This is a genomic window from Levilactobacillus senmaizukei DSM 21775 = NBRC 103853 (genome assembly GCF_001592085.1).
GTDB classification, from domain to species: Bacteria; Bacillota; Bacilli; order Lactobacillales; family Lactobacillaceae; genus Levilactobacillus; species Levilactobacillus senmaizukei.
In genome coordinates this window covers 35,596-60,616 of the sequence record NZ_BCWD01000014.1, presented here as the reverse complement: position 1 = coordinate 60,616, position 25,021 = coordinate 35,596, and the positions used below count along the sequence as shown (strand labels likewise).

Below are 25,021 nucleotides of genomic sequence, written 5' to 3'. Positions count from 1 at the left end.
CCGCACTAATTACTGATGGGACGAACTGGGGTGAAATTAGCGACCAGCTTGACCTGAACGTTGGGCTGTCCCTGCATTAATTTGGCTACCGGACAGCGTCGTTCAGCTAGATCGATCATGGCCTTAGCCCGTTTTTCGTCAACGCCAGGAAGCATGACCTCAGCGGTTAAATAGAATTGGAATCCTCTGACATCGCGAGCCATTTCAACGATGGTGTGAACCTTGGCGGTGTGTGGCAGGTGGTCGCGCCGCTCGATGGCTTCCAACGTGGCATTTAGACAGGTGCTGAGGGCTAGTCCGATGAATTGCTCAGGATTGGCTCCAGGCCGGTCGTTTAGCGGATCACTGACGGGGATATCTAGGCTACCGGGGACGTATGAACGGCTCTCCAAGCCATCATCATTATTAGCGACGGTGCGGTAGAGGGGTGGGAATCTTCGCGGTTCAGTAGGCAAACTAACAACCTTCTTTCGCATTCATTTGCCTCAAGATTACGCTGATTTAAAGCAAAAAACAACGAATTTGCCGGCAAAGTGAAAGAGCTTCCAAACAAGCTACACCAATGATGGTTGACTTAGTAAAATGTTGTTGAAACGTTAGATGGGCGTTGGTGTTAACCGGTTGCACAACTAATGTATACCAATTCAGTGATCATTGATTCGCGTATTGAAAGTGTTTTAGGTAAAACGTATTAGTAACGCTGGTGAGCTAACTATTTGAGACTTTGTAAATGTCTTGTAACATTTTTATAAAAAAGGTAGACCACTGGTGAACACTTCGCTATAATGTAGTCGATGGTAGTAGAACACTGGCGCAGAGAATTTGGGGGGAGCCATATGTTAACTGAACGACTATCTGAAGAAGAAAAGCAATTTCAACGAATGACCTGGCGGGCCAAGCGGCATGGTGGCCAGGTGGTTGAACGGGAGATTATGCAACAGTTTACCGCAACCATTGCTGAACAAGATGCGATCCTCGCTGCCGCTCGACGACGGCCGATGAGTTCGGTTAGTTAGATTGATGCCGTAACCGTCAGTTTTGCCTGGGGGGGCGAATGTGATGAAGCATCCAACGATCTATTACTTTTATTATTTGGCGGGGGTTGCCTTTGTCGGCCTGATGGTCGATGTTATTTGGCACATGCTCCGTTTATGGTTAGTGGCCAGTCATATGTAGACCTGGCTAACAAAAAATCCTGTGTCAGCCTAACTTGGCAGACACAGGATTTTTCTACAAATTTAATTATTTTTCGAGGCGAATATGGGTTCAACTGCGAGTCTACGATAGGCCACTGTGAATCCCAGAAAGAAGCTAGCTGCTAGAATGGTCGTCAGCGGTAGCATCTTAAACATGGCTTGAGGCAATACCAGCGCCAATACGGGGAAGGCATAGGCGGCTGGTAGCTTAAGCTTCAGGGCCGAAAGTAAGCCGAAAACTAGCGGCAGACTGATGGCGGCAGCCATCAACCAAGGGGCGACGACTAGGTGAACGCCTACCCCAATGGCGGCGGCCCCCGTTAAAGCCAGGACTTGCCGGATAGCCAGTTTACCATTGTAGTCGGGCTTCTCGAGAACTTCGAAGAAGACAACCATGACTGGTGGGATACCAGCCATTTGGCCACGGCCGGCTAGTCCCACGGCGGTGACCCAAATAAGACTGGCTACCAGATAGATGGCCATGTGCTTGAGACTCATGGGTGTTCGTTCAGAGCCGTTACCGGGATGATTACGTAGGATAATGGCAATCATCAGGATAAGGGTGAAGCCCAGAACGGTAAAGATATAGGACCAGTGGGTAGCGTTGGTCAAGACCGGTAAGAGTCCGGTGGCAAATGATGGGGCCAATGGAGAATTTAGGAACCGTAGTAATAACACAATGAGTGCAATCGTGACAAAGACCTTCAAACCATAACTGATGGCAAGCATATTGACCAGAAAACCAATCAATGCTGCGCCGGATGGTCCCAGAAAGATGTTTTCTGGATGATACATCCACTCACGGTTATGATAAATCCAAAGCCCAGTGGTTAGGGGCCCCAACTCGGGCATAATCGTTTCAATATCGCCGGACCAGGTGGCCAGACTAATCATTGCTAACACGAAGACGAACCCAATGAGGTAGTCTCGTGTTTTTTGTTTAGAGAAAGACATAGTTGACTCGTTTTCACCCGCATAGATTTTTAAGAAACCGACGATCGAGAAGTGGACCGGTTTGGACAGCCATACGGGAAGCTATCCACAATCAATTGGCGACCAATGAAAGACTTGATCGCCAACGAAGTTGCTTATTATTTCCATAATTATATAAGAACTATCCGGGTGTGTCAAACGGTGGTGGGGATCGAGTTAAGCTGGCCAAACGGGCATTTTGGCCCGGGGTTGTCGCATCATTCTGGTCCAAGCTGCCGGGAATAAATTAAAAATTGAATATACTCTTATGGAATAATTGGCCAAAGATTTTGGAATAATTCGAGGCACAAAAAAAGCTAGTTACGTCGAAGCGCAACCAGCAGAATAGAAGTATGTGTACAGCACCGATGGTGTTAATAATGGCAAAATGTCAATTAACTCCTCCAACGATCGGTTACCGTGGCAGGCTCTCACCTGAATATGTAAGTTCATTATAACCTGCCGGACGGGGCCTGTAAACCATAAATTTAAAGTTTCACTTAAGCTAAGGTTACAAGTAAAACGATTAATGTCACTATTGACGGCACTCCTTGTAGCCAAAAGATACGTCGGTTTACGGTTAGACTTCCAAATATTGCGACAATTATCACAAAGATTAGGAGGAGCGCGCTGGTGGTCAAACGGCCGGGTCCGTTTAGAAGCCACTGACTGGCGATCAGCGTGCCCCCTAGCATACCGTTGTAGATCCCCTGATTGGCAAGGGCCGTTTGTGCAGCTGCCTGGCGAACGAAGTCAAGGGGCATGCCAAAGGCCTGGGCTTGAAACTCTGGTCGGCCCCAAATTTCTAAAACCATGATACCGAGATGCTCAATCCCGATAAGGATCATTAAAGCAGTGATTAGAATGGACATGAACAAAACCTTCTTTTCTCGATAGTAGATACCCAGCGAATTGATCGGTGGATTGCCGATTGTGGGCCGAAATCATTCGTACTTTAAGCTAATTTTTAGTTTGGCGTGTAGAATAATAAGTAAGATTATTTTTTGTCAGGGGAGCTTCGGTCATTCACGGGGAGAATGGCCTCATGACAATCTTTTTGAAATCTGAATGGAGGAATTACCTATGAGACTCCTAGACTTAAGTGGACAACAATTCGGCAGACTGACGGTTATTCGGCGCGACGGAACCGCCAAGAACGGTAACGCCACGTGGTTGTGTAAATGTAGCTGTGGCAATTTAGTCACGGTTGACAGTTATCGCCTCCGTCATGGCATCACGGTCAGTTGTGGCTGTTATCGTCGTGACATCAGTAAGGAACGTTTGACTAAAGATCCCCGGACCCGTAAGCAGATTGGGAACGCGACTAATTTGCCCTTAGTTAACGGATCTAACGTTGCTGCTTTGACCAAGATTAGCTCGCGAAACATTTCTGGAGTTATCGGGGTCAGTTTTGACAAGCGTTCCGGCAAATGGGCTGCACGCCTATTTTACCATGGCCGTTACATCTTGAATCAAACTTTTAGTGAATTTTCTGATGCCGTGGCAGCTCGTAAGGCGGCGGAAAAACAATTGAATCATAACGAAGAAGTAAAGGTTGAGGCCGCTGAAGGCTAAGCCATTTAATGAATCAGCAGAATAATATTGAAGCTAAGAAGCCGCTCCCATTAATGGGCGGCTTTTTTGGTGTCCGTAAGCATTTAGATTGCGCCGCCATCACACGGTTAGGTAGACTGGCAAAATAATTGTGAAATGTTGGTGACTTTTCTGGAAGTCGTTCGTTGTCTAGGTGGGAGGGGGAACAGATGCGCTTACAGCAATATGAATTGCAGCTGGCCGATTTGGCCGTCACTGTGCGTCGGTATCTCGTTAGCCGGGGGGCCGACACGGAGGTCGCGGCAGATGTCACACAGGACGTTTTTGTTAAGTTATTGGAAATGCAACTGATCTTGCCGGCCGACCAATTGCGGCCTTATATGTTTCGAGTGGCCTGGACAACGTATCTCGACCAGTTTCGCCGGCAACAACGATACCAACAGTTGGTGGAACTGTATATACAGCCAACTCTGAAAAACGAGGGGAACTTTAATCATGATGAAGCATTAGCACACGGGTTGTCTCGACTGAAGGTCGTGGAGCGCGAGTTGTTAGTCTTGCGGTATGTCAAAGGCCTAAGTATGCAGCAGACGGCGGATCGGCTGGGCCTGAAGTTATCGGCGACGAAGATGCGATTGCGCAGGGTTCATCGTAAGTTAGAACGACTAATGAGGAGTGAGGAACATGAATGAGGGAAAAGAGTTCAAGCAGTTGGCACGTCGGGTTAGGGTTCGACACTGGGTAATGACCATCGTCTTGGCCGCGGGGGTCATGTTAGTCATGACGGTCGTGACGTATAAGGTGACGCAGATTAAGGCCGGTCAGGAGTCCTCGGCCTTGATGCGCTATATGAATGTGATTGGTGATATCATGTCTCCAAATATCCAGCACGATGATTTACGCTTGGTGGATAATAACTTGATGGGAGGGAAAGTGGTCAGCCACCGGTATAAGGAGATTGAGGGGCAACGCTTCCCTTGGTCAACCAGTTCTAGCAATTATTCTTGGTTGCTTAGGTTCGCGCAAACAGACCTAGTGTCACGAACGTCAGCCAATTTTGGACCATCGACCTACGATCAGGACACCCAGCAAAAAATTCCGTCATTTTATAATTTGAAAATGCAGAAACACTCGATGAAGGTTGTTCATGAAGTTAAAAAAGTGGCTAAGACCAAGGATGCCATTGCGGAGGTGGCCTTGACCTTCAAGCGGCCGTTGACGTATGCACAGATTCAGGCCAAACTGCCCCAACAGCTGCACGCAACTTGGTATTGGCTAGGGGCTAAGGGAGATACGGACGTTACCTATGTGGACAATAATTATTTAGGATTTAGTGCGAACCCCAAGGGCCAGTTGACTAAAGGGGATTACATTCGGCTACGGGGAGCCTTAGAGGCAGCTAAGCCCTACCACTTAGTCTACGACAACTTTGACGTTTTTAAGTTTGCTTGGCAGTATGCCCAAAAGTATCCTAAATTCGACCAGGCGCCGTTTGCTGGGGTCATCGTGACGGGGAACAGTGCTGATTTTCAAAAGCTGGTTAAGGCAAACTGGGTCGTAGCTAGTTCGGCGGGGATTGTTGCTCCGAAGACCAGAATAAAATGATTTATGAGAGATTTGACATTTTTCTAATCAAAGCTTAATGTCATAAGTAACTCAAATTTCACCTGACCAGAAAAACATCAGAGAGTTGAATCGTTCTGGGGCAAGTTCAGAACGATTTTTAATTTGAATGGGAGCGTGGTTGAATGTCAGCAAGCAAAATCGACAAGTTACAAACCGCCGTAGACGAGGCCTTGACCGCCGATCGACAGCGATTAGCCAAATACTTAAGCATCGAAACGGTTTCGGCCCAGAAAAAGGGTATTCCAGAGACTGTGGCCTTCGTTCAGCAGGCCTTTGAAGAACTTGGGGCCAAAGTTCAGGTCTGGCGAGATATTCCCGGAAGTAACCCCTTCATTTTTGCGACGCTACCAGCAGGTCCCACCGGCAACGCTAGTAAGACGCTACTCTTCTATAACCATTACGATGTTCAGCCACCGGAACCATTAGCAGAATGGCATACCGAGCCCTTTAAACTAACCGAAGTTGATGGCAAGTACGTGGCCCGTGGGGTCTCCGACGATAAAGGCGAACTCATGGCGCGGTTGTCGGCCGTTAAGGCACTTCAGAACGCCGGCGGTTTACCCTGCAATCTCAAATTCATCCTAGAGGGTGAAGAAGAGATTGGGAGCGTGCATATTCCCCAGATGACGCAGAAGCATGCGACCGATCTTGCGGCCGACGTCGTGGTTTGGGAAACGGGGGGCAAGGATGCCGATGAAAACTTTAATATTACCTGTGGTGTCAAAGGAATTATGAGCTTTGAGCTGACCGTGCAAACTGCCGCGGTCGACTTGCATTCTTCCTTTGCCGCCTATGCCGATAATGCGGCTTGGCGCCTGACCAAGGCGTTGGCATCATTGCGGGGGCCTGCCGATCGAATTTTGGTCGATGGTTTCTATGATGATATCCGCGAATTGACCGGGCCCGAACTGGCGGCCATTGCCGATCTGAACTTTAACGAGGCTCAGACCAGGGAAACCTTTGGCATTACGGGCCCACTAGTTACCGATGATCCCAAGATGGCACTTGCAAATGCGACGACCATGACGATTAATGGTCTGACAAGTGGGTATGAAGGAGCTGGCGTTAAGACGGTTCTACCTAAGTTCGCCAAAGCCAAGCTTGACTGTCGGCTAGTTCCGGACCAGCGACCAGAGAAGTTAGCCCGCTTAATTCAAGCTCAGCTAGCACGGAATGGATTTTCGGACGTGCACGTTAACTACTTGTTGGGGGAGAATCCATTCCGATCTGATTTGACCGATCCGTTTGTCCAGACGTCGATCACGACAGCTCACGAGGTTTACGGCGATCGGGTTAAATTGGTCCCGAATACACCAGGTACGGGTCCTCAAGCACCATTCGATGAGGCGCTGCATGCCCCCATCGTAGCCTTTGGGGCCAATTGGTCGGGGTCCGGCGCACATGCCCCTAATGAAAGCGTACGGATCGCCGATTACGCACAGGATGTCTTTTATACTGCCCGGCTGCTACAAAAATTCGGTGTGGGAGTCAGTAAGTGAGTGATTAATTAATTTATCAAGGAGGTCGTGACGGGGTCACGGCCTTTTTGATGAGGGTGAAAAGATCTGAGCACCGGATTGAAAGCCTGATGACATGGCGGAGAATTAGCTTGGCAGGACGTATATGTAATCCGATTAATTGATTTTTTGATAATACTTATCGGATACTTAACATTCATTCGCATAATGGTTAACGCCGATTTCGATTTGTGATACACTGACGTTAAATAAGTGAGTGTGAAGGGTGGTTATTGATATGAAAACGTTTAGTTATCTATGGCGTTGGGGTGGTGCCGTGGTATTTGCCTTTCTAATGGTCTTTCTCACATTTACATATGTGTTACAATTCGAGTCGTTTCAAGGAGCCGGAATGGCGCCTAACCTCAAGAATCGAGACACGCTGGTGGTTTGGCGGATGGCTAAGGTCAAACGGTTAAGCGTCATTGCCCTTGATGCTCAAAGCGAGGTCCCGGGGTCTAAGGCCCATAGCACATTCGTTAAGCGAGTCATCGGGGTTCCAGGGGATCGCATCATTAGTCGGAATGGTCAAATATATGTGAACGGTAAGCAGCTTGACCAGTCATTCTTAAGTGGTGATCAACGCAATCAAACCGGTAACTGGACCCTTAAGAGCTTAGGCAAGCAAATCGGTTCGTCAAGTGCCGTTGTGCCTAAGGGAAAGTATTTTGTTTTAAGTGATGACCGATCAACTAGCCATGCTGAGGATAGCCGTGACTGGGGTTATGTCAGTGCTAAAAACGTTGTCGGGGTTGCTAAGCTCGTCTTTTGGGATGGGACGAATGAACAGCGGCAACGGATCAACCAACTGGCTAATTAAAGCAGTTAAGACAAACCAGGCTTCTCCGTGGTTTAACCACGCGGAAGCCTGGTTTAGCATGCTAAACATTTAGTTATAAATGGTGGAAAGGATCCGGTATACTGAAAGAACTAAGATCAAGGAGGCCAGTCGTATGGAGAATATTTTTTATTATGCCGGCATTGCCTGTCTGATCATCACGGGGCTGGCTCAACTGTTCGTGGCCTTTCAGCACCGTAATTGGCAGGTTCAACCGATGTGGGCAATTTGGGGCTGGTTAGTGGGAATTGGCTTGCTGAGCATTGCCACCTTTTTAGCCATATAAATGACTGGGTTTCGTTCTCGTCAAGTTGGACGAGTGGCGGAGCCTTTTTTTGTGCTGAGCTGATCGGCTGGCATGACCATCAAAGCCGTTTCGGTAACGCCGTACTGGGTGCGAAGTAGCCGATTGATATCTTGGGTGAGTTGATAGATCGTGGCTGCCGTCATGTTGGGAGCGACGGCGATCGTCACACTAACCATAATTAAGTTACCGTCATAGTAAGCCTTGATGAATAGGACTTGCTGAACGGCAGGTAAGGTAGCCACAGCCTGTCGATAGGCTGCCTCGAGCCGTGGATCGAAGTAGTCGACTAGCTTTAGCGTGCACTGCCGAAAGATTTGAGTGCCCGCGTATAAGATATATAATCCCAGGGCTAGGCTAGCGACGCCGTCGATCCAAGTGAGATGAAACCAGCCAATGCTTGCAATCGTGAGTAGAGTGACGAGGCTTGTTAGAACGTCGGTGAAGGTATCCTTGGCGGCTGCCGCCAACGCAGTATTCCTTAATTGCCGGGCCCAGCGGCGGTTGGACCACCAAAGTAGGGTGAGTAACAGACCTGAGGTGGCCGCCGCAAGGCCTGATAGCAGTGGTTGTAAGTGTTCGTGGGATGGCCAGATTAAGTGGTGACTAGCCTCAAATAAAATATCTGCGGCAATGAAGACCATCACGATTCCTGCCAAGAGGGTGTAGATTGTTTCAAAGCGAAATCGAGATTGCTGGGTTCTTGGCCCAACATGGGAACGGTCGGTTGCAGCAATGGGGGCGCCCCAAAGGTCGTTGTCGCGCGTCTTAGCAGCAATGTATAGACCAGTCATAAGCAAGCTGGTGGAAAAGATACCGGATAAATTGTTGAGGGCATCCGCCCGGAGGACTTGCGAATGACCCATCCAGGCGGCCGAGTATTCAATGAGAAAGAGCGCCAAGTAAATACCAACATTTTCCCATAAATGGCGATAGGCCAGGCTAAGGTTGGCAACCACCGTCCGTTGGACATGTTGCCAGTCCTGATTCGTTTCATTCATCGTCTTTACCCCCTCGGATGACTGCTGGCTTAACGGTTCCTATTTAGCCACAGACTGGAGAATTGGCGATCCTGGTTGCCTGTTAAACAGGTGGTTAGGCATTTCGATTGACGAATAGGGCAGGGATCACCGATTTAAAAAAGGCCACAAAAAAACCACATTCAGCGAATGTGGTTTTCCCCGTCATAGGTTTAGTCATACTGGCATTTATGGAGCCGGCGGGGATCGAACCCGCGTCCTAGCATATTGCCAACTTAACGTCTACACGCATAGGCAGACTACTTATCGTTTCACTGAATAACTTGCCGCCTGTCAGGGCCCACATACTCAGCTAACCTGATTCATCTCTTCTAACGAACTTCAGGTGGGAGCCGTTAGCGTAAGCCCGTTAAATTTAGGACCCAGATCTAGACCGCGGGCAAGCCTAGGAGGATCTACGTTAAGCGCCTATTAAGCAGCTAAAGCGTAAGAATTGTTATTATTTTTTGCAGTTATAATAAACTGGACCTTTTAACGTAGATGCCGCTACGACGCGCAGTCAAGCTTCAACCTATACCAGTCGAATCCAGAACGGCCCCATGACGATACTAGAATAGTTTATCACATCTTTGGAGGCTTGCAAAACTGGGCGCTTGTGAATAGGTAATTAACCGTCGTGGATCCCCGACAATATAGTATAATAAATGGTATAAGTGCTAAATATTTAATGATTAATGGTGAACCGACAAAAAGTTACAGAAAGGTCATGGTTTTATCACACGCCTGTCTGATGGGTCTGATAAACTTCGAGTGCTTATAACTTAACTTTTTGCTGGCTCCGTAGAAGGACAGTAATTTTCTTTGGAGGTCGCAATGAAATTATTAATGATTGAAGATAATCATTCTGTTTCCCAAATGATGTCGATGTTTTTTAAGAAGGAACAGTGGGATGCTCATTTTGCCTATGATGGCAAGGAAGCCATGACCATGTTTTCCGCGACGCCCAATGAGTGGGACATGGTGACCCTTGATTTGAATTTACCTGGTATGGATGGCATGCAGGTTAGTGCCGAGATTCGAAAGATTTCGCCGACAGTCCCCATCATTATGCTAACGGCGCGGGACTCGGAAAGTGACCAGGTCCTAGGGCTGGAGATGGGGGCGGACGACTATGTGACGAAACCGTTCAGTCCTATCACCTTAATCGCCCGGATCAAAGCGTTGCATCGACGGGCCGCATTAGGGCCCGTTGCTCAGGCAACCGCGGATACGCCCACCGATGATACGGAATCTTTTGACGTGATGACGGATAACTTTAAGTTAAACACCAAAACGCGGGAGGCCTATTTGAATGGACGGCAGATTCAGGACCTGACGCCGAAGGAATTTGATCTGTTGAAGACGTTGGCTCAAAAGCCGCGCCAAGTCTTCTCACGAGAACAGCTCCTGCAGTTGGTGTGGGACTATGAATACTATGGTGATGAGCGGACCGTGGATGCCCATATTAAAAAGTTACGGCAGAAGATTGAAAAGGTTGGTCCCCAGATTATTCAAACAGTGTGGGGTGTGGGTTATAAATTTGATGACAGTGGAGCCGATCAACAATGAAGTTAATGTATCAACAGATGCTCGGATTCTTCGCGGCAATTATGATTATCCTAGTTCTCATGGGAGTTTCATATTCGCAGATGACCCGGCGAATGGTGTATAGCAATACCTGGAACTCCTTAGAAAAATATTCGAACAGTCTGATTGAGCAGTCATTACGGATCAGTTCTCAAGAGCCCAAGACGGTTAACTTTGATACGACGGCGCTGGCTAACAGCGAACAGTTACTGCAAAATCAAGCCGTCAGCACGACGATTTATAGTGCAACGAACAAGATTGTTTTTCCAGCGAATGTTTATCAACAGTCGATCAGACCTGCCGATTGGAAGAAACTGAAGAATAACCAGATTATCCATAAGGTCGTGGACCGGCAAGTTCGTAACAAGAATGGCCGCGTCAGTCCCGCGGTGACCGAGGTTATGAAGCCGTACTTCTATAACCACAAGTTGGTGGCCGTCGTGGTCATGGGGGCTTTCGTTTCCGATATCAATACCAGTGTGAATCAGATCAATCGCAATTTAATTCGCGCCTTACTGTTGTCTTGCATCGTGGCCATTGTTGCCAGCTATATCTTGGCGCGCTACTACACGTCGCGGATCAATCGATTGCGATCGGCGACTAACCAGGTTTCGAAAGGAAACTACGATGTCCAGATGGCGAGTCGTAATCGGGATGAAATTGATGATCTGATCAATGACTTCAATGGTATGACCCACTCGTTGAAGGCGTCCCAAGATGAGATTCAACGCCAGGAAGAGCGCCGGCGGGAGTTCATGGCCAATGCCTCCCATGAGATGCGGACACCATTGACGACGATTAACGGTCTTCTCGAAGGAATGGCCTATGATGCGATTCCCGAAGAGAGTAAGGAAGAGAGTATCGAGTTGATGCGAAGTGAAACCAGCCGGTTGATTCGACTCGTCAATGAAAACCTCGATTATGAAAAGATTCGATCGAATCAAATTGCGCTAAATTTGCATGAATTTAACGCCGTTGATGCCCTCCATAATATCGTCGAACAGCTGAAGCAAAAGGCCGACGACAAGGGGGATGGCTTGGATTTGGAAGCGGCCAAGGAGGTGCCGGTATTTGCCGACTACGACCGGTTCGTTCAAATCATGTTTAACATTACTCAAAATGCCATTCAGTTTACCGATAATGGTCGCGTGACGCTCTCCGCACAGCGGGGCTATGAAGAAACCATTGTGAAGGTGGCCGATACCGGGATGGGCATGACGGAACATCAATTGGAGAATATTTGGGAACGCTACTATAAGGCCGATCCATCCCGGAAGAACACCAAGTATGGTGAATCTGGCCTGGGCCTATCCATTGTTCATCAACTGGTTCAGTTACATCATGGTAAAATTAGCGTTACCAGTAAAGAGGGAGTGGGGACCACGTTTACGGTGATCTTTCCCGACCAACATCAAACCAATTCAGAACGTGCTAAAGAGTCGAACACCGACTAGTCAATGGCTGTGCTGGCGTCCTTTTCATGCTACAATAGCAGATAGTCATTAAGGAGGAAACTTGTGAAACGAGTACAAATTACAGGGAAGTCCGTCCGGAAGTTTGAGGATGGGTACCCGATCGTATCAATAACGGATTTAGAAGATCGTAAAGATTTTGACAACGGGGCCTGGGTTCAGTTGGAAAATCACGGTCACTTTGTGGCCACGGCATATTTTGCCAAACAACATCGGGGAGTCGGGTATGTCCTGAGCCTCAAGGAAAATGAAACGATCGATGACCGGTTTTTCGCTAGCAAATTTCGAGCAGCGGTTGCCCGGCGTTCAGCTTTTAAGAACGCGACGGCTTACCGGTTGTTTAACGGTGCCGGGGATAACCTCGGTGGTTTAGTGGTGGATGTCTACAACGGCTTGTACATTTTCCGTTGGCAGAACACGGCCTTAAATCGTCAATCAAAGTTAATTTATGCGGGCTTCCAACGCGTCATTGGTAAGGACGCCGTCATGTTGGCGACAACGCCAGGTCATGACAACCTAACCATTGTTAACGGGACGTTGCCAACAACCCAAACAGAGGTCTTAGAGGACGGCGTGAGTTACCCGATCGATTTGACGGTGGGCCGGTCACAATTAGCCTTGGAGTTCCGTGACATTCGGGCCTGGGTAAAGGCGAACAGTGCTCAGAAGCATTTGTTGAACTTGTACAGTGCCGAAACCGGCCTGGTGACGGCCGCGATGGCCGGAGATGCCGTTGAAGCCGTCACGGTCGACCCGACGAGCCGGGCCACAACGACAATTCAGACGCAGTTGGCCGCCAACAACTTGGACCAAGCAGCGGTTGAAATGCGGACGATGGACGTCGAAAACTATTTGGATTATGCTCGCAAACACGAGTTGAGCTTCGATATCGTGTCGATTAATCCACCAGCCTTCATTCGCGGGAAGAGGCATTCCTTCACGTTGGAACAAGACTTACCCGCCTTGTTAGCCCAAGCCCTGGAAGTTACGCACAGTGGCTCGCAGATCATTTTGACCACGACAACGCCCACGTATTCGATGAAGCGTTTGCGGCAGACGGTGGGGGATGTACTGGAAAAATATACCGGTTCTGTAAGCATTTCCAGTGAGTTCGTCGCACCCGATGATTTCCAAACCAATTCTGCGGATCGTCACGGGGAAGCCTTAAAGGGATTACGGTTAACCATTAATTAATGAAAAGATTGTGAAAACACAAATTGAAGAGTCGACGGTAAGGATAGACCACTTACCGATCGACTCTTTTTTTAATGCGAACCAGTTTACTTTTAGAATAGAAAACTTTAAACTTACTATTACAATTAAAACCGCTTTCAGTGGTTAAACGCATAATTGAGATGAGAATTGAGGCTTACAACAATGGACATTCTTCTAGCTTTAATCCCCACGATCTGTTGGGGAAGTATTGGGTTAATTAGTGGCCGCTTGGGTGGAACGTCATATCAGCAAACACTGGGAATGACGGCCGGCGCGGTGCTCTTTGGAACTTTTTCTTTGTTCTATTACCAACCAAACCTCTCCGTCATGGCGATGGTCGTCGGGATCGCTTCGGGCTTGTGCTGGTCTGTGGGACAATTTGAACAATTTCAATCAATGAAGTTTATCGGAATTTCGCGGACGGTTCCGATCTCAACCGGGCTCCAACTAGTTGGGACGGCGTTGGCAGGGGTCCTCATTTTCCACGAATGGACGACCACGAAGATGATTACGTTGGGAACAATCGCCGTGATTGTCCTGATCGTTGGGGCTGCTTTGACCTCATTGCGCGATAAGAACGCGGCTGTCGGTGATAGCCAACCGATGGAGGCCGGTAAGGGGTCCGTGGCACTGGCTATCTCGACGATTGGCTACATTCTTTACACCGTGATTGTCGAGTGGTCCGGTTTGAAGGCAACGCGGATCATCTTCCCACAATCCTTGGGAATGATTCTGGGGGCTGTTATCTTCGTCCTTTTCTCACGGCAACAAGTAATGCACAAGGCAACGGCCAAGAATATTCTGACCGGGATCGTTTGGGGCGTGGGGAACTTCTTCATGTTCATGTCGATTCCTAAGGTTGGACTGGCCATCAGTTATTCGTTAGCACAATGTGGGATTGTGATCTCCACCTTCGGGAGCATTTGGCTGTTAGGCGAAAAGAAGACTAAACGTGAGATGGTTTATATCACGATTGGCTCGCTCCTCGTGGTCGCCGGTGGGGTCACCTTGGGAATTATGAAAAATTAAGTTTATTGAAGCCGGTCACTAATAGTGGCGGGCTTTTTTATTGGTCACTTTGGACTATACCATTTACATTCTTGGGGATTGCGTTATAATGTTCTTGTCTATAACAATAAAAGTGAGGTTATCTAATATGGCACATATCGCCTTTGATCGTTCCAAGCTGACACCCTTTATCCACGACAATGAATTGGGAGAGATGCAGGCTCTCGTTACAGCTGCAGACGCCGAATTACGTCAAGGAACCGGTGCAGGTAGTGACTTCCGTGATTGGTTAAACTTACCAAAGGATTATGACAAGACCGAATTTGCCCGGATTAAGGCCGCGGCTAAGAAGATTCGTTCTGACTCTGAAGTCCTGGTTGTGATTGGTATCGGGGGCTCCTACTTAGGTGCCAAGATGGCCGTTGACTTCTTACACGATACGTTTTTCAACTACTTACCTGCTGAGAAGCGCCAAGGTCCTCAAGTAATCTTTGCTGGGAACTCAATCAGTCCGGACTATGTTCATGATCTGATCAACTTGATTGGCGATCGGGACTTTTCCGTTAACGTGATTTCGAAGTCTGGGACCACGACGGAGCCTTCCATTGCCTTCCGGATTTTCAAGGAAATGTTGGTTAAGAAGTACGGTGAAGCCGATGCCAAGTCTCGGATCTACGCGACGACCGATAAGCAACGTGGGGCCTTGAAGACCGAAGCCGATGCCGCTGGTTACGAAACGTTTGTTATTCCCGATGGCGTTGGTGGCCGGTACTCAGTCCTGACTGCCGTTGGTTTATTACCAATCGCTGCCTCAGGGGCCAATATCGATGAACTGATGGCTGGTGCTGCCGCTGCTCAAGATGACTATACGGATCCTGACCTTACCAAAAATGCGGCTTACCAATATGCGGCACTGCGGAACATCTTGTACCGGAAGGGTTACACCACCGAATTGTTGGAAAACTATGAACCACGCCTGCAATACTTTGCAGAATGGTGGAAACAACTAATGGGTGAATCTGAAGGGAAAGACCAAAAGGGCATTTACCCATCATCCGCTAACTTCAGTACCGACCTGCATTCATTGGGACAATATATTCAAGAGGGTCGGCGAAACTTGATGGAAACGGTCATTACTGTTGATCAACCACAGAATGATGTGGGCGTTCCAAGTGTGGCCGATGACCTGGATGGCCTGAAGTACCTGGAAGGTAAGCCAATGAGCTTCGTTAACCGTAAGGCCTACGAAGGGGTTGTTTTGGCCCACACCGATGGTGGTGTTCCTAACATGAGTGTTCATATTCCTGACCAAACGCCTTACACATTGGGTTACCTGATCTACTTCTTCGAAGTGGCTGTTGCTATTTCTGGTTACCTGAATGGGATTAATCCATTCAACCAACCAGGGGTTGAGGCTTACAAGACGAACATGTTTGCCCTGCTTGGCAAGCCTGGTTTCGAAAAGCTAGGTAAGGAATTGAATGATCGCCTTTAATTAACTTAATCAGTCATTGCCTGCAGATCGGTTGATCTGCAGGCAATTTTTATGGTCTAATGACGAAATACTGTTGGCGGTAGGAACGTGAGTGGTTGGCAAAACCTTAAAGTTTAGATTATAAAAAGAGAGTAACCCTTGAAGGGGCGATCTTGAACCGGTATAGTAATAAGGTATGCTCCGGAGTGGGGCAGAAAAGTCAAGGGAGAGAATAATTTGAAGGCTTCAAAACGTACATATTTGTGGTATACAGCGATTTTCCTAGTGTTGGTCGCATGTTCTTACGGGATCTTCATCCTCACTGGAAAGTCGTTTATCTGGGAAGGTGATGGGTTAGCCCAACATTTTCCAATCTTGGAGAAGTTTTACAGCTGGCTACACTCGGGGAGTCTTACCGGCTGGTCGTGGGACTTAGGTCTTGGGGCCGATAAGTTAACGACCTTCTCCTACTATGTCTTAGGGGACCCATTCAGTTACCTCATCGCGTTCTTTCCTCACGCGCGAATTGAATTAGGGTATAACCTATTAATTCTATTGCGGTTATACGTTAGTGGATTGGCTTTCCTATTCTTCGCACGTCAACGCGGCTTTAAGACCGCTAGTCAGTTATTTGGGACGCTAACCTACACCTTTACCGGGTTTTCACTTTACGTGAGCATCCGGCACCCATTCTTCCTGTTACCGATGATCCTGTTCCCATTGCTGGCCTTTGGGGTAGATCACGTGTTACGGGGAAAGTCGTGGGTACCGCTGGCGATCTTCACCGGTTTAGCTTTGGTCAGCAACTTCTATTTTGCCTACATTTTGGCGATTGGGAGCTTGATTTACGCTGTTTTACGGTATTTTAGTGTCCGTGAGCACCGGAGCCTGAATACTTGGCCGGTCATTGGTAAACTGGTTGGTGCCGGATTTGCTGGCTTTATGCTGGCGGGTGTCCTGTTTATCCCTTCGTTGTTAGGGGTTATGTCGTCGACGCGGGCCACGGCCAAATTTGCGAATGGCTACTTTGTTTATCCATTTAGTTATTACTTACGGCTATCGAATACGATGGTTACCACCGGGAATCCCATGCGTTTTTGGGTAAACTTAGGCCTGGCAGGGATTACTTTCCTAGCCTTGGTCTACGTCTTACGGCATTTTCGGCGTTACCTGTGGTTAAATATTGCCATTGTCATGATGGCTGTTGGGACCTTGATTCCGGCCGTTGCTGCCATCATGAATGGTGGGACGACGCCATCACAACGATGGTTGTTACTGGGTTGTCTGGCCTTTAGTCTGGCGGTCATGGCGTTTGTTGATAACCTGACGAATTTAGACCGCGGTGACTTAACCACCTTGATGTTGAGTACCTTGGGGTTGCTACTCGTGGTTTGGTTGTCTAACGGCTTCATCTTTAGCAATCATCCGCATGACTTTGTTCAATATGGGTTGTTACTGATGACGTTGGGCATTGTGCTAGTAGGGCACTTCTACCACTGGTCCGTTGAACGGACTGGGGCACTGTTGATGACCTGTTTAGCCCTTAACCTGATCGGTAACGCCTATGGTTACTTCAGTCCAAATGCCGGTGGGGCCAGTTCTCAGTTGGTTACCCGTGGGGTATCGACGAAGTATCAAAAGAACTTTTACGATGGGGCACAGGCCTACGTCAAAAAACAAAAAGGATTCGCGCGGAGTGCGACGAGTAAGTATTATTACTTCACGAATGAAGCCAAAACCAACATGGGGATGAACCTAGGTACCCATGATATTATGTCGTACTTCTCCGTTGAAAACGGGGCGGTGGGTGATTTCAGTCAAAAATTAGATAACTCACAATTCAAGATGAACAAGCCGATTAATCAGGCTGATAGTCGGACGACGATGAGTAATTTGTTGGGCGTTAAGTACATCTTTGCCCGTAACAACCAGATTGGCACGCAGGCCTTTCCATATGCTTACCAGGTTGCCAAGCGCAACGGTAAGGTGGTTAAGTACCGTGATCAGCCAGTTCATGATTTAGGGAATAACTACGGCACGACCGTTCTGAAGTCTAAGGATGCCTTGCCATTGGCTTATCTCCAAACGAGTCAAATTAACAGCAAACAATTTGCTGGCATGAACGGGTTGAATCGGGAGCAGGCGTTGACCTATGGTGCAGAGGTACAAAAGCCAGTCAGTGGGGTTAAGACCGCAACGGTACCGGATTCCACGAAGTCGATTGATTATCATGTTGAACCGGATAAGACCATGGTTGTCGATAGCTTGGGCCAAGTGGTTAAGTTTCGGCAGCAAGGGAATCAGGTTGACCCTGAACTCATCACGACCACGCAGACGTCCTTGCGTCAAAAGAATCAGGACCGTTCGGTTAACATTACCAACGACCGGGCTCGGCTCAAGAAATTGGCCCAAGAAAATGCCAAGACCCTAGCTCATAATGAGAAGGTCAACGCCAATGAGTTGAGCACCATGACCAGTGATAATATGGGGAATCCGATGACTTATCATTTGTTGATTGACCGGCCCGTATCGACGAAGCATACAGAGTTGTATTTAGAATTAGATGGGATTAAGGCTAATCGTTTCAGTGTTCGTGACAAGTATCATCATGAAAAGAACACAAAGGCGTTCAGTAACCAAGCCTACACCGGGATTGCCCGGATGCAGACGCTGCGGAGCGCCTTGTGGAATCAGAGTGACGGTGCTTATACCGTTACGGCCACGAGTTTCCAAAACGTGACGAGCTTTAACCAATTAGGGCAAGGAAACCTGTCCGATTACCAAAACAAGCAACGGGTTCTGTTAAACTTGGGTTATTCACCAACTCGGCGTCAAAAGATCAAGTTGACCTTTAGTGGTGTTCAGAGCTTGAAGTTCAAGTCAGCCAAGTTAGTGGCGGTGCCGTTCAATAAGGCCTACAGTACGCGGATGCACAAGCTGCAAAAGCAGGGCTTAAAGAACCTGAAGGTCAAGAATAATTTGGTCAAGGGGAGTACCAACAGCCAAGCTGCTAGTGTTCTGACGACCTCGATTCCTTATTCCCAGGGCTGGAAATTAACGGTGGATGGTCATGAACAGCCAACCACTAAGGTTAATGTCGGCTTTGTAGGGGCTAAAATTCCTGCTGGTAAGCATCAAATCCGTTTGGCTTACCGGACACCAGGATTGAAGCTTGGTGGCTTACTGACGCTCTTAGGGGTGCTGGTGGTCGTGTTCATCGGTGGCTTCCAGTTTTGGTGGTCACGGCGCACGAAATAACGGTGTCAACTAAAGTTGCAGTAAAGAAGGGGCCATCCGATCGGCTGATCGGATGGCCTTTTTTGCTTGCTAAAACAGCCACGGTTTCTAATAGCTTCAAGGGGGAGCCAGTTGGCTGAGCCAGCAGGCACCGTCAGTCCAATGTACGGGTAACCGCCAATAATATCCGTATCAGGAAAAGGGTCCTTTGCATGGTGGCATCATTTGGAGTTCCCATCTTGGTCAAACTAAGTGATCATTCCCACAAATAGTGCAGGGATCGAATAAAGGCATAGCCAAATGGCTATGCCTTTTTATGAATAAATAAACCCCAGATATTCAATGCAAGGCATCGAATATCTGGGGTTTATGTCTGATTGGGTATACTGGACTCGAACCAGTAAATTACGGATTCAGAGTCCGCTGCCTTACCAATTTGGCGAATACCCAATAAAGTTATCAAACAACAAATTAATTGTAACTTGTCCAACTATTAGTGTCAACTATCTTTTGGCAGAAAAATCGATAAATTGCATAAATTCGACTTTTCTCGAATTTTATTACATAATCGATTGACAATTACCGATGGGTAATGTAAAGTAATAGTTGCTTAGTTGATCACATTGCCCGCTGGTCAAACTGGTTTAAGACGTCGCCCTCTCAAGGCGGAGTTACGGGTTCGAGTCCCGTGCGGGTGATAAGTTGAAGTGTACCGGCATCATGAGAGGCTCTAAACGCTGTGTTAACAGTGTTTAGAGCTTCTTTTTTTGTTGGCAAATTTTTGAGATTGCGTTTATAAGGTCAGATTAGGTCAGGCAAGCCAAAAAACCTAATTTCTATCGATTTTAGTCGTTTTACTCACTTTAGTTTCACATAGAAAAAATTTCTGGCCAATTTTTTATTCATGTCAACGGACTATTCTGAAACTGATTGAAAGTCGCTGGTATCAATTGCTCAGTTGGAAAGATGATGAACATAAAAGACTCCACTGAATTGGAGAAAATCCAATTCAGTGGAGTCACTTCAACCTGACCGATTGGGTTTCGGCTAGATCGCTAAATAATAGCAAGGGTAATTGTGAACCTGTGGAGGTGTCAAAGGACCGGAAAGCTGGTTAGCTTAGATTAATCGTGGCATCAAAACTCTTGAAATCGTTATCATCGTCATAATCGTCTGTCTCATAATTGGCATCCCACTTCAGGCGGATACTAGATAAGTCTGACACCTTATCCAGAGTGGGGAGGAGGAAGTAAAGATTTCCATCTGACTTAGTGCCAGAGTTCAAGTCACCATCGAAGTCATCACTATCTAATGAATCGACGTCTACCTGTTGGCCATCGTCAGTGCTCAGAGTTGCTTGGGTTGGGTAGGCTGAAATATCACGACCGGCGTCGATGGACATGTGAACCTTTACAACCCCATTGAAATCCGATTTGTCTTTGCCACTCCCTTGTGTGTAGACGCCATCGGTTTTGTAGAGTGTGACCTTGTCGATCGCAAAGGTTGATTTGGCCCAGTCCTCAGAATAGTCGCTAGTGAAGTCTTGTTGGTCGGCAATATCGATAGAATCGTCTCCGAGTTCAATGCTGTCAGATGAACTTGAATCGCTTTCGTCGTCATTGTCATCGGTTGAAGCATTGTCGCTAGTCGCAGAACGGCTAGCGCTATCTTGAGTGAGTGGAATGTCGTTTGTATATTCGGCGATTGGTCTCATCATCGCGGTCATCAGTAGTGCCCCAACGACGAGGATGGTCCAGGTCCACCATTTTCTCTGCCAGGGCTTAATGACCTTCTTAGTATCGAAACGTTCCCCCAGATCATTGGCTGGCTGGACAAACATCACGATAGCAATGATCGTGCCAAAGAATGGAATTAGGATTAACCATAGAAAATGGCCGGAACGACTAGTATCGTGTAGGCGTCGAATCTCAGAAGTAAAGTACATAACGCTTGTTAGGGCAAGTATGAGTGAAATTAAAAATAGGAATAATAGCCAACCGTTCATGACACCCAGACTCACGTGTTCAAGTGTTGAAGCCAGTGGAAACGAAACTATAAAATCTATGATAAATAGCGCCAAAAATTGCCACCAGAAGTCGGCCCGGCTCATTCGACCGGAGATAGTGAACATATCCTTAAAACCACGCTTAAACGAATTGACCAGACCAGGTTTGTCAGAATTAGTGGAGTTGGTTACCCGTGGGATAACGGTTTCTGACTCAGAATTGACGGTCGTTTCAGAATCAGAGCTGACCGGATTTTCCGACTCGGATCCAGTACCTGATTATGAATTGAGTGCCATCTCACTTTCGGGATTGCTTGAAGATTCCTGAAAGGTGGGTTGTTCGGTCCCACAATATGGGCAGAACCGGACATCTATAGGAATCTCCTTCCCACATTCTACGCAAAATCGTTGTTCTTTAGTCATTTTCTTCCTCCCAAAATAGGTGTTCAGCTTTTGAAGTCATCAGTTTTGGACACATAACTTGGTTTGCTGGCTTTGCTGTGATCACTACTTAAGAGAATGAATGACGACATTTTATCTTTGACCGTTACTGGAGTAATGGTCGGTTCCAGAAGATCGTCGAGATGGCGACCCGTAACTGTTTTCTTTCAATTTACGTCAGTTCTGCGCCACCATACGTTAACAATCCTTGATTATCCAGTAGAAATTGTTGTAAATCGTGAGAATTATTGGGTTGTGAGGCTCCCTGGCTATCGTGACGACCTAATAAATCGTCTAACGTCACATCGAAAAATGAGGCAAGATGAAGCATCATGTCATAGCTTGGTTCCGAGCGGTGGGTCTCCCAACTGGCAATGGTTTGTTGTGAGACTTTCAGTAATTCAGCCAGTTCTCGTTGACTCAGATTGAGCAGCTTCCTTAATTCTTTGATGCGATTGGCTAACATAAGAACCCCCTAAGAAATAACCATACCATGATTGGTAGTGATTTTAATTGTTTACTATGAAAATGCGTGAAACTAATTATATGACAGATTATTGTGGTATTAAATAACAACATATTGTAGTGAAGGACCTTTAAAGTAAAAAAGCACCCGTTCCCTTTGAGCGTGCCAACCAGTCGTCCTGGTTGGCGATGATCAAGGGACAGATGTCTTTATCGTTCTTTTCTTAACACGGTATCCGGTAGGGGATGGGGCTTACCATAGTACCAGCCCTGGCGATTAGGAATACCGAGTTGGTTAGCGAAGTTGTGGTCCGCTTGTGTTTCGACTCCTTCGAGAATGAAACGCAACCGATATTGTTGCGCTGTTTTCATCCAGAATTGGAGGGCGGGGAGAATTTCTGCCTCACGATGGGCTTCACGGAAATTCTGTAAAGGAAACTTCAGTTCACTGACGGCCGAGAGGAGGGGTTCTAAGTGCTCGTAAGTATTGCGCCCCGTACCCACGTCATCCAGGCTGAGTTGAATGCCGTGGTCGTCGAAGTAGTGAATCTGCTCGCTGAGTTGTCGTTCGGTGACCGGATGGACGGTAGGTTCTTCAGTGACCTCTAGAACCAGATTGATGGGGTAGATGGTGTGTTGGGCCTGAATGATAGCTTGCGCTATACGACGATCCAGAAATTGGGGTTCATTAACATTGAAGGACAGTGACCCCACCTTCAGCTGTAGTTGCTGGGCGGCTTGTTCAATTAAGCGAGCTTGATCATCCACCGTTATGCCCGTGGTAGCGGTGGGAGTCAGCCATTGTCCTGATTGTTTTTGCCGGAGAAGAAGTTCGTATCCAATCACGCTGTCGTTGATGGCATCGACTTGTGGTTGAGCAAAATATTGATAAGTCATGCGGAACCTCCTTCCAACTTAATCCTTATGTCTATCATACTTTAATGGGCAGAAGTAGAGTAGTGACAACTCAAAGAAATCGGTGGTAAAATGAACACCCCAATCGGCAAAATGAGTAACAGATTAGTTTAACTGGAAAATTCGTGCATTATAATTGGGGTTGTTTTATAGTTAATATAAGCGTTTGGATAGGCACAATTGTCAATGTGGTAAATTACTATTAGGATAACGCAACAAGGGCCCGCTTTAAAAGGTCACTTAATAATCTAACTACAGTAAGGAGCATGATGAGATGGCTTGGTCAGTTTGGCTAGTACCGCCAATCATTACCAGCGTGTTCTTTGTCCTCGGGGTCATTACCCTGTACTGGTCAATTTTCAACTGGGTTACCGCGCGAGTTCAGGCACATCATGAACCGAACACGGTTAAAAAAGTTCAAGTCGCTATTGGGACAACGTGCGCCGTTGCCTCGATTTTTACGTTACAAGTCATTGTTCGGGACAGCCATCTGGCGTGGACCTTCACCAATTTCCAATTACTGCTACTCATCTTTGTTGCGTATTTTCTACAGTTGCGCATCCCTTACTGGATTATCCTGATTTCGGGAGTGGGGTTCATGGTCTTGAACGGCAACGTCTCGGCACCTTTGTCCTGGGTCTACACGATGATTTTCATTCTCTTTTACGTGGTTTCTTATCAACAGAGCTTGCGACTCAATCGGTGGCCATTTCCTCGCTACATGGGAATTGCCTTGGTGTTTGCACTGGCACTCTGGTTCCTGGTCAAACAGCGTTATCACTTAAGCTGGGGAAATTATTTAACCGAGATTGCCGACTACGCTTTACTGGCAGCACTGATGTACGGTTACTTTATTATTCAAAATAAGGACCGCCGTATCAAGGATCGGTTGTTTCAGTCGGCTAACTGGGATGCTTTGACGCACGTCCAAAACTACGCGGCCTTTGACCGGGCCATTGGTTATCAGTTCCAGCAGAGTCTGGAGCACGACCATGACTTATCAATGATTATGTTTGACATTGACCACTTTAAACGGGTCAACGATAGCTATGGTCACCTGGCTGGGGATGAAGTGTTGAAGCAGGTGTCGTTGCAAGTCAGCGATGTATTACGAAGCCTAGACACCGATTTGATTCTTTACCGCACAGGCGGGGAAGAGTTCAATATCATCTTGCCGGGGTACGATCTCCAACAGGCTCGGCCAATCGCTGGACAGGTGTTTCACGGGGTCCAACACCTGGTGGTCACTTACAATGATATTGATATTCAGGTCAGCATATCAGTCGGCGTCTCTCGACTGGTTGAAACGGACCACAATCCCTTGGACTTTTACAAACGGGTGGATGCTAATCTCTACCATTCGAAGCAAAATGGCCGGCAACAGATTACGGTTGCTTAAAGTGCAGTAATTTTACGTGTTTTTATAATAAAAATAGTGTAAACTAACCACAAGTTAAGTTGAACGGCTTAGCAGAATGGAGCGATCAACGTGATCTTTTGGCTATTAGCGTTATTTTTACTGTTTCCCGTTCTCCGGATTGTTTTCGGATTGGGCGGCTGGCTACTTGGTTTGCTAGGAACCCTGATTGTTGGGACGATTATTCTCGTCGCCTTTGCGGCTTTCTTTTGGGTTTTTATCGCGGCCGCATTGGTCTTGGGTGGCCTGTGGCTGTCTCGGTCGCTGTTAAGTTAAAATCAAAAGCGAATGGCTCAGCCATTCGCTTTTTTAGTGACTTATTCAAAAGAGATCTCCACGAGGTACGTGTGTTCCGATGGGATATGACTCGTGGTAATCCAAACCTGCTGGTAGTCGAGTTTAGAACTGCTGGTCAAGTCGAAAAAGTCGTTTAGTAGGTCACCATTCTTTGCCAAAAAGTCTTCATTCATCAGGTTGACCTGTAAGTGGTTAACGGGGAAATAGAGGTCGGCATTGGCGACGGTGACCGAGTCGGGAACGCCAACCGCAATCACATTGCTATTTCGACGTTGGATAAATGTCATCTGTTGTTGGTGCCGGTGGATATAAGTTAAGACATTATAGATTGAATCAGAGTTACTCGCCACAATTCTCTAGCTCCCTTCAGTGCTTACATTGTAACAAAAACTGGTCGCATTACCAGCGACTGATGATCGGGTCTGCATTGATTGCAAACGAAAGTCAGTTGAGTATAATTAT

At 47.3% G+C, this 25,021-nt stretch carries 24 protein-coding genes, 2 tRNA genes and 1 other RNA gene; 16 read left to right on the top strand and 11 right to left on the bottom strand.

The window, feature by feature from the left end; genetic code table 11:
• Positions 1 to 5: 5 nt before the first annotated feature.
• A complete protein-coding gene (locus LSE01S_RS06700; RefSeq protein ID WP_061776860.1) occupies positions 6 to 476 on the bottom strand; it encodes an OsmC family protein in 471 nt (156 codons plus the stop codon).
• 360 nt (positions 477 to 836) lie between these two features.
• On the opposite strand from LSE01S_RS06700, the gene LSE01S_RS06695 reads away from it, so the two are divergent.
• Positions 837 to 1,016 carry a hypothetical protein gene (locus LSE01S_RS06695; RefSeq protein WP_061776859.1) on the top strand — a complete coding sequence of 60 codons (180 nt, stop codon included), beginning with the start codon at positions 837 to 839 and terminating at the stop codon, positions 1,014 to 1,016.
• A 222-nt stretch (positions 1,017 to 1,238) separates the two neighbouring features.
• Here LSE01S_RS06695 and LSE01S_RS06690 read toward each other — a convergent pair whose 3' ends face one another.
• Together LSE01S_RS06690 and LSE01S_RS06685 are read right to left on the bottom strand one after the other, a co-directional pair.
• Complete coding sequence (locus tag LSE01S_RS06690) at positions 1,239 to 2,150, bottom strand: hypothetical protein (protein ID WP_061776858.1); 912 nt, start codon at positions 2,148 to 2,150, stop codon at positions 1,239 to 1,241.
• A 518-nt stretch (positions 2,151 to 2,668) separates the two neighbouring features.
• On the bottom strand, positions 2,669 to 3,040 hold the full coding sequence (locus tag LSE01S_RS06685) for a DUF1304 domain-containing protein (RefSeq protein WP_061776857.1): 372 nt from the start codon (positions 3,038 to 3,040) through the stop codon (positions 2,669 to 2,671).
• A gap of 211 nt (positions 3,041 to 3,251) precedes the next feature.
• Here LSE01S_RS06685 and LSE01S_RS06680 point away from each other — a divergent pair, with 211 nt between their 5' ends.
• The 6 genes from LSE01S_RS06680 to LSE01S_RS10935 all read left to right on the top strand — a co-directional run bounded on the left by LSE01S_RS06680 (position 3,252) and on the right by LSE01S_RS10935 (position 7,989).
• Positions 3,252 to 3,743: an alcohol dehydrogenase gene (locus LSE01S_RS06680; RefSeq protein ID WP_061776856.1), complete on the top strand. Its 492-nt coding sequence runs from the start codon at positions 3,252 to 3,254 to the stop codon at positions 3,741 to 3,743.
• Positions 3,744 to 3,931: 188 nt separating this feature from the next.
• On the top strand, positions 3,932 to 4,414 hold the full coding sequence (locus tag LSE01S_RS06675; RefSeq protein ID WP_061776855.1) for an RNA polymerase sigma factor: 483 nt from the start codon (positions 3,932 to 3,934) through the stop codon (positions 4,412 to 4,414).
• On the top strand, positions 4,407 to 5,327 hold the full coding sequence (locus tag LSE01S_RS06670) for an anti sigma factor C-terminal domain-containing protein (RefSeq protein ID WP_061776854.1): 921 nt from the start codon (positions 4,407 to 4,409) through the stop codon (positions 5,325 to 5,327). The genes LSE01S_RS06675 and LSE01S_RS06670 overlap by 8 nt, the downstream gene beginning before the upstream one ends.
• A 143-nt stretch (positions 5,328 to 5,470) precedes the next feature.
• Positions 5,471 to 6,847, top strand: a complete 1,377-nt coding sequence (locus tag LSE01S_RS06665) for a M20/M25/M40 family metallo-hydrolase (RefSeq protein WP_082622361.1) — start codon at positions 5,471 to 5,473, stop codon at positions 6,845 to 6,847.
• 256 nt (positions 6,848 to 7,103) lie between these two features.
• On the top strand, positions 7,104 to 7,685 hold the full coding sequence (gene lepB, locus LSE01S_RS06660) for a signal peptidase I (protein WP_061776853.1): 582 nt from the start codon (positions 7,104 to 7,106) through the stop codon (positions 7,683 to 7,685).
• A gap of 133 nt (positions 7,686 to 7,818) precedes the next feature.
• Positions 7,819 to 7,989: a hypothetical protein gene (locus LSE01S_RS10935; RefSeq protein ID WP_156470486.1), complete on the top strand. Its 171-nt coding sequence runs from the start codon at positions 7,819 to 7,821 to the stop codon at positions 7,987 to 7,989.
• A gap of 20 nt (positions 7,990 to 8,009) precedes the next feature.
• Here the strand turns inward: LSE01S_RS10935 and LSE01S_RS06655 are convergent, their stop codons facing one another.
• Complete coding sequence (locus LSE01S_RS06655; RefSeq protein WP_061776852.1) at positions 8,010 to 9,008, bottom strand: cation diffusion facilitator family transporter; 999 nt, start codon at positions 9,006 to 9,008, stop codon at positions 8,010 to 8,012.
• Positions 9,009 to 9,215: 207 nt separating this feature from the next.
• Positions 9,216 to 9,586, bottom strand: a transfer-messenger RNA (tmRNA) gene (gene ssrA, locus LSE01S_RS06650).
• Between the two features lie 274 nt (positions 9,587 to 9,860).
• Here ssrA and LSE01S_RS06645 point away from each other — a divergent pair.
• The 6 genes from LSE01S_RS06645 to LSE01S_RS06620 all read left to right on the top strand — a co-directional run bounded on the left by LSE01S_RS06645 (position 9,861) and on the right by LSE01S_RS06620 (position 19,040).
• A complete protein-coding gene (locus LSE01S_RS06645; protein ID WP_061776851.1) occupies positions 9,861 to 10,595 on the top strand; it encodes a response regulator transcription factor in 735 nt (244 codons plus the stop codon).
• The gene (locus tag LSE01S_RS06640; RefSeq protein WP_061776850.1) at positions 10,592 to 12,067 is read left to right on the top strand and encodes an ATP-binding protein; all 1,476 of its coding nucleotides are present in this window, start codon (positions 10,592 to 10,594) and stop codon (positions 12,065 to 12,067) included. Before LSE01S_RS06645 ends, LSE01S_RS06640 begins: the two co-directional genes overlap by 4 nt.
• 63 nt (positions 12,068 to 12,130) lie before the next feature.
• The gene (locus LSE01S_RS06635; RefSeq protein ID WP_061776849.1) at positions 12,131 to 13,279 is read left to right on the top strand and encodes a class I SAM-dependent methyltransferase; all 1,149 of its coding nucleotides are present in this window, start codon (positions 12,131 to 12,133) and stop codon (positions 13,277 to 13,279) included.
• A 183-nt stretch (positions 13,280 to 13,462) separates the two neighbouring features.
• A complete protein-coding gene (locus tag LSE01S_RS06630) occupies positions 13,463 to 14,329 on the top strand; it encodes a GRP family sugar transporter (RefSeq protein WP_061776848.1) in 867 nt (288 codons plus the stop codon).
• Between the two features lie 127 nt (positions 14,330 to 14,456).
• Positions 14,457 to 15,803, top strand: coding sequence for a glucose-6-phosphate isomerase (locus LSE01S_RS06625; RefSeq protein ID WP_061776847.1), 1,347 nt, complete (start codon positions 14,457 to 14,459; stop codon positions 15,801 to 15,803).
• A gap of 216 nt (positions 15,804 to 16,019) precedes the next feature.
• Positions 16,020 to 19,040 carry a YfhO family protein gene (locus LSE01S_RS06620; RefSeq protein WP_061776846.1) on the top strand — a complete coding sequence of 1,007 codons (3,021 nt, stop codon included), beginning with the start codon at positions 16,020 to 16,022 and terminating at the stop codon, positions 19,038 to 19,040.
• 356 nt (positions 19,041 to 19,396) lie between these two features.
• Here LSE01S_RS06620 and LSE01S_RS06615 read toward each other — a convergent pair.
• A tRNA-Gln gene (locus tag LSE01S_RS06615) sits at positions 19,397 to 19,469 on the bottom strand.
• A gap of 174 nt (positions 19,470 to 19,643) precedes the next feature.
• On the opposite strand from LSE01S_RS06615, the gene LSE01S_RS06610 reads away from it, so the two are divergent.
• Positions 19,644 to 19,717: transfer RNA gene (locus LSE01S_RS06610), tRNA-Glu, on the top strand.
• A gap of 416 nt (positions 19,718 to 20,133) precedes the next feature.
• Here the strand turns inward: LSE01S_RS06610 and LSE01S_RS06605 are convergent.
• The 4 genes from LSE01S_RS06605 to LSE01S_RS06595 form a co-directional block, all read right to left on the bottom strand.
• Entirely contained in the window at positions 20,134 to 21,150 is a 1,017-nt protein-coding gene (locus LSE01S_RS06605; RefSeq protein ID WP_156470485.1) for a DUF805 domain-containing protein, read from the bottom strand.
• 153 nt (positions 21,151 to 21,303) lie between these two features.
• The gene (locus LSE01S_RS11135) at positions 21,304 to 21,447 is read right to left on the bottom strand and encodes a zinc-ribbon domain-containing protein (protein ID WP_156470484.1); all 144 of its coding nucleotides are present in this window, start codon (positions 21,445 to 21,447) and stop codon (positions 21,304 to 21,306) included.
• 190 nt (positions 21,448 to 21,637) lie between these two features.
• Positions 21,638 to 21,931, bottom strand: a complete 294-nt coding sequence (locus LSE01S_RS06600) for a helix-turn-helix transcriptional regulator (protein WP_061776844.1) — start codon at positions 21,929 to 21,931, stop codon at positions 21,638 to 21,640.
• 209 nt (positions 21,932 to 22,140) lie between these two features.
• Complete coding sequence (locus tag LSE01S_RS06595; RefSeq protein ID WP_061776843.1) at positions 22,141 to 22,827, bottom strand: EAL domain-containing protein; 687 nt, start codon at positions 22,825 to 22,827, stop codon at positions 22,141 to 22,143.
• 292 nt (positions 22,828 to 23,119) lie between these two features.
• Between LSE01S_RS06595 and LSE01S_RS06590 the strand changes: the two genes are divergently transcribed.
• Both LSE01S_RS06590 and LSE01S_RS06585 read left to right on the top strand, forming a co-directional pair.
• Entirely contained in the window at positions 23,120 to 24,244 is a 1,125-nt protein-coding gene (locus LSE01S_RS06590; RefSeq protein WP_061776842.1) for a GGDEF domain-containing protein, read from the top strand.
• A 90-nt stretch (positions 24,245 to 24,334) separates the two neighbouring features.
• A complete protein-coding gene (locus tag LSE01S_RS06585) occupies positions 24,335 to 24,538 on the top strand; it encodes a hypothetical protein (protein WP_061776841.1) in 204 nt (67 codons plus the stop codon).
• Positions 24,539 to 24,579: 41 nt separating this feature from the next.
• Here LSE01S_RS06585 and LSE01S_RS06580 read toward each other — a convergent pair whose 3' ends face one another.
• Positions 24,580 to 24,909 (bottom strand): hypothetical protein, encoded by a 330-nt coding sequence (locus tag LSE01S_RS06580; protein WP_082622360.1) that lies wholly within the window; start codon positions 24,907 to 24,909, stop codon positions 24,580 to 24,582.
• Between the last annotated feature and the right edge of the window lie 112 nt (positions 24,910 to 25,021).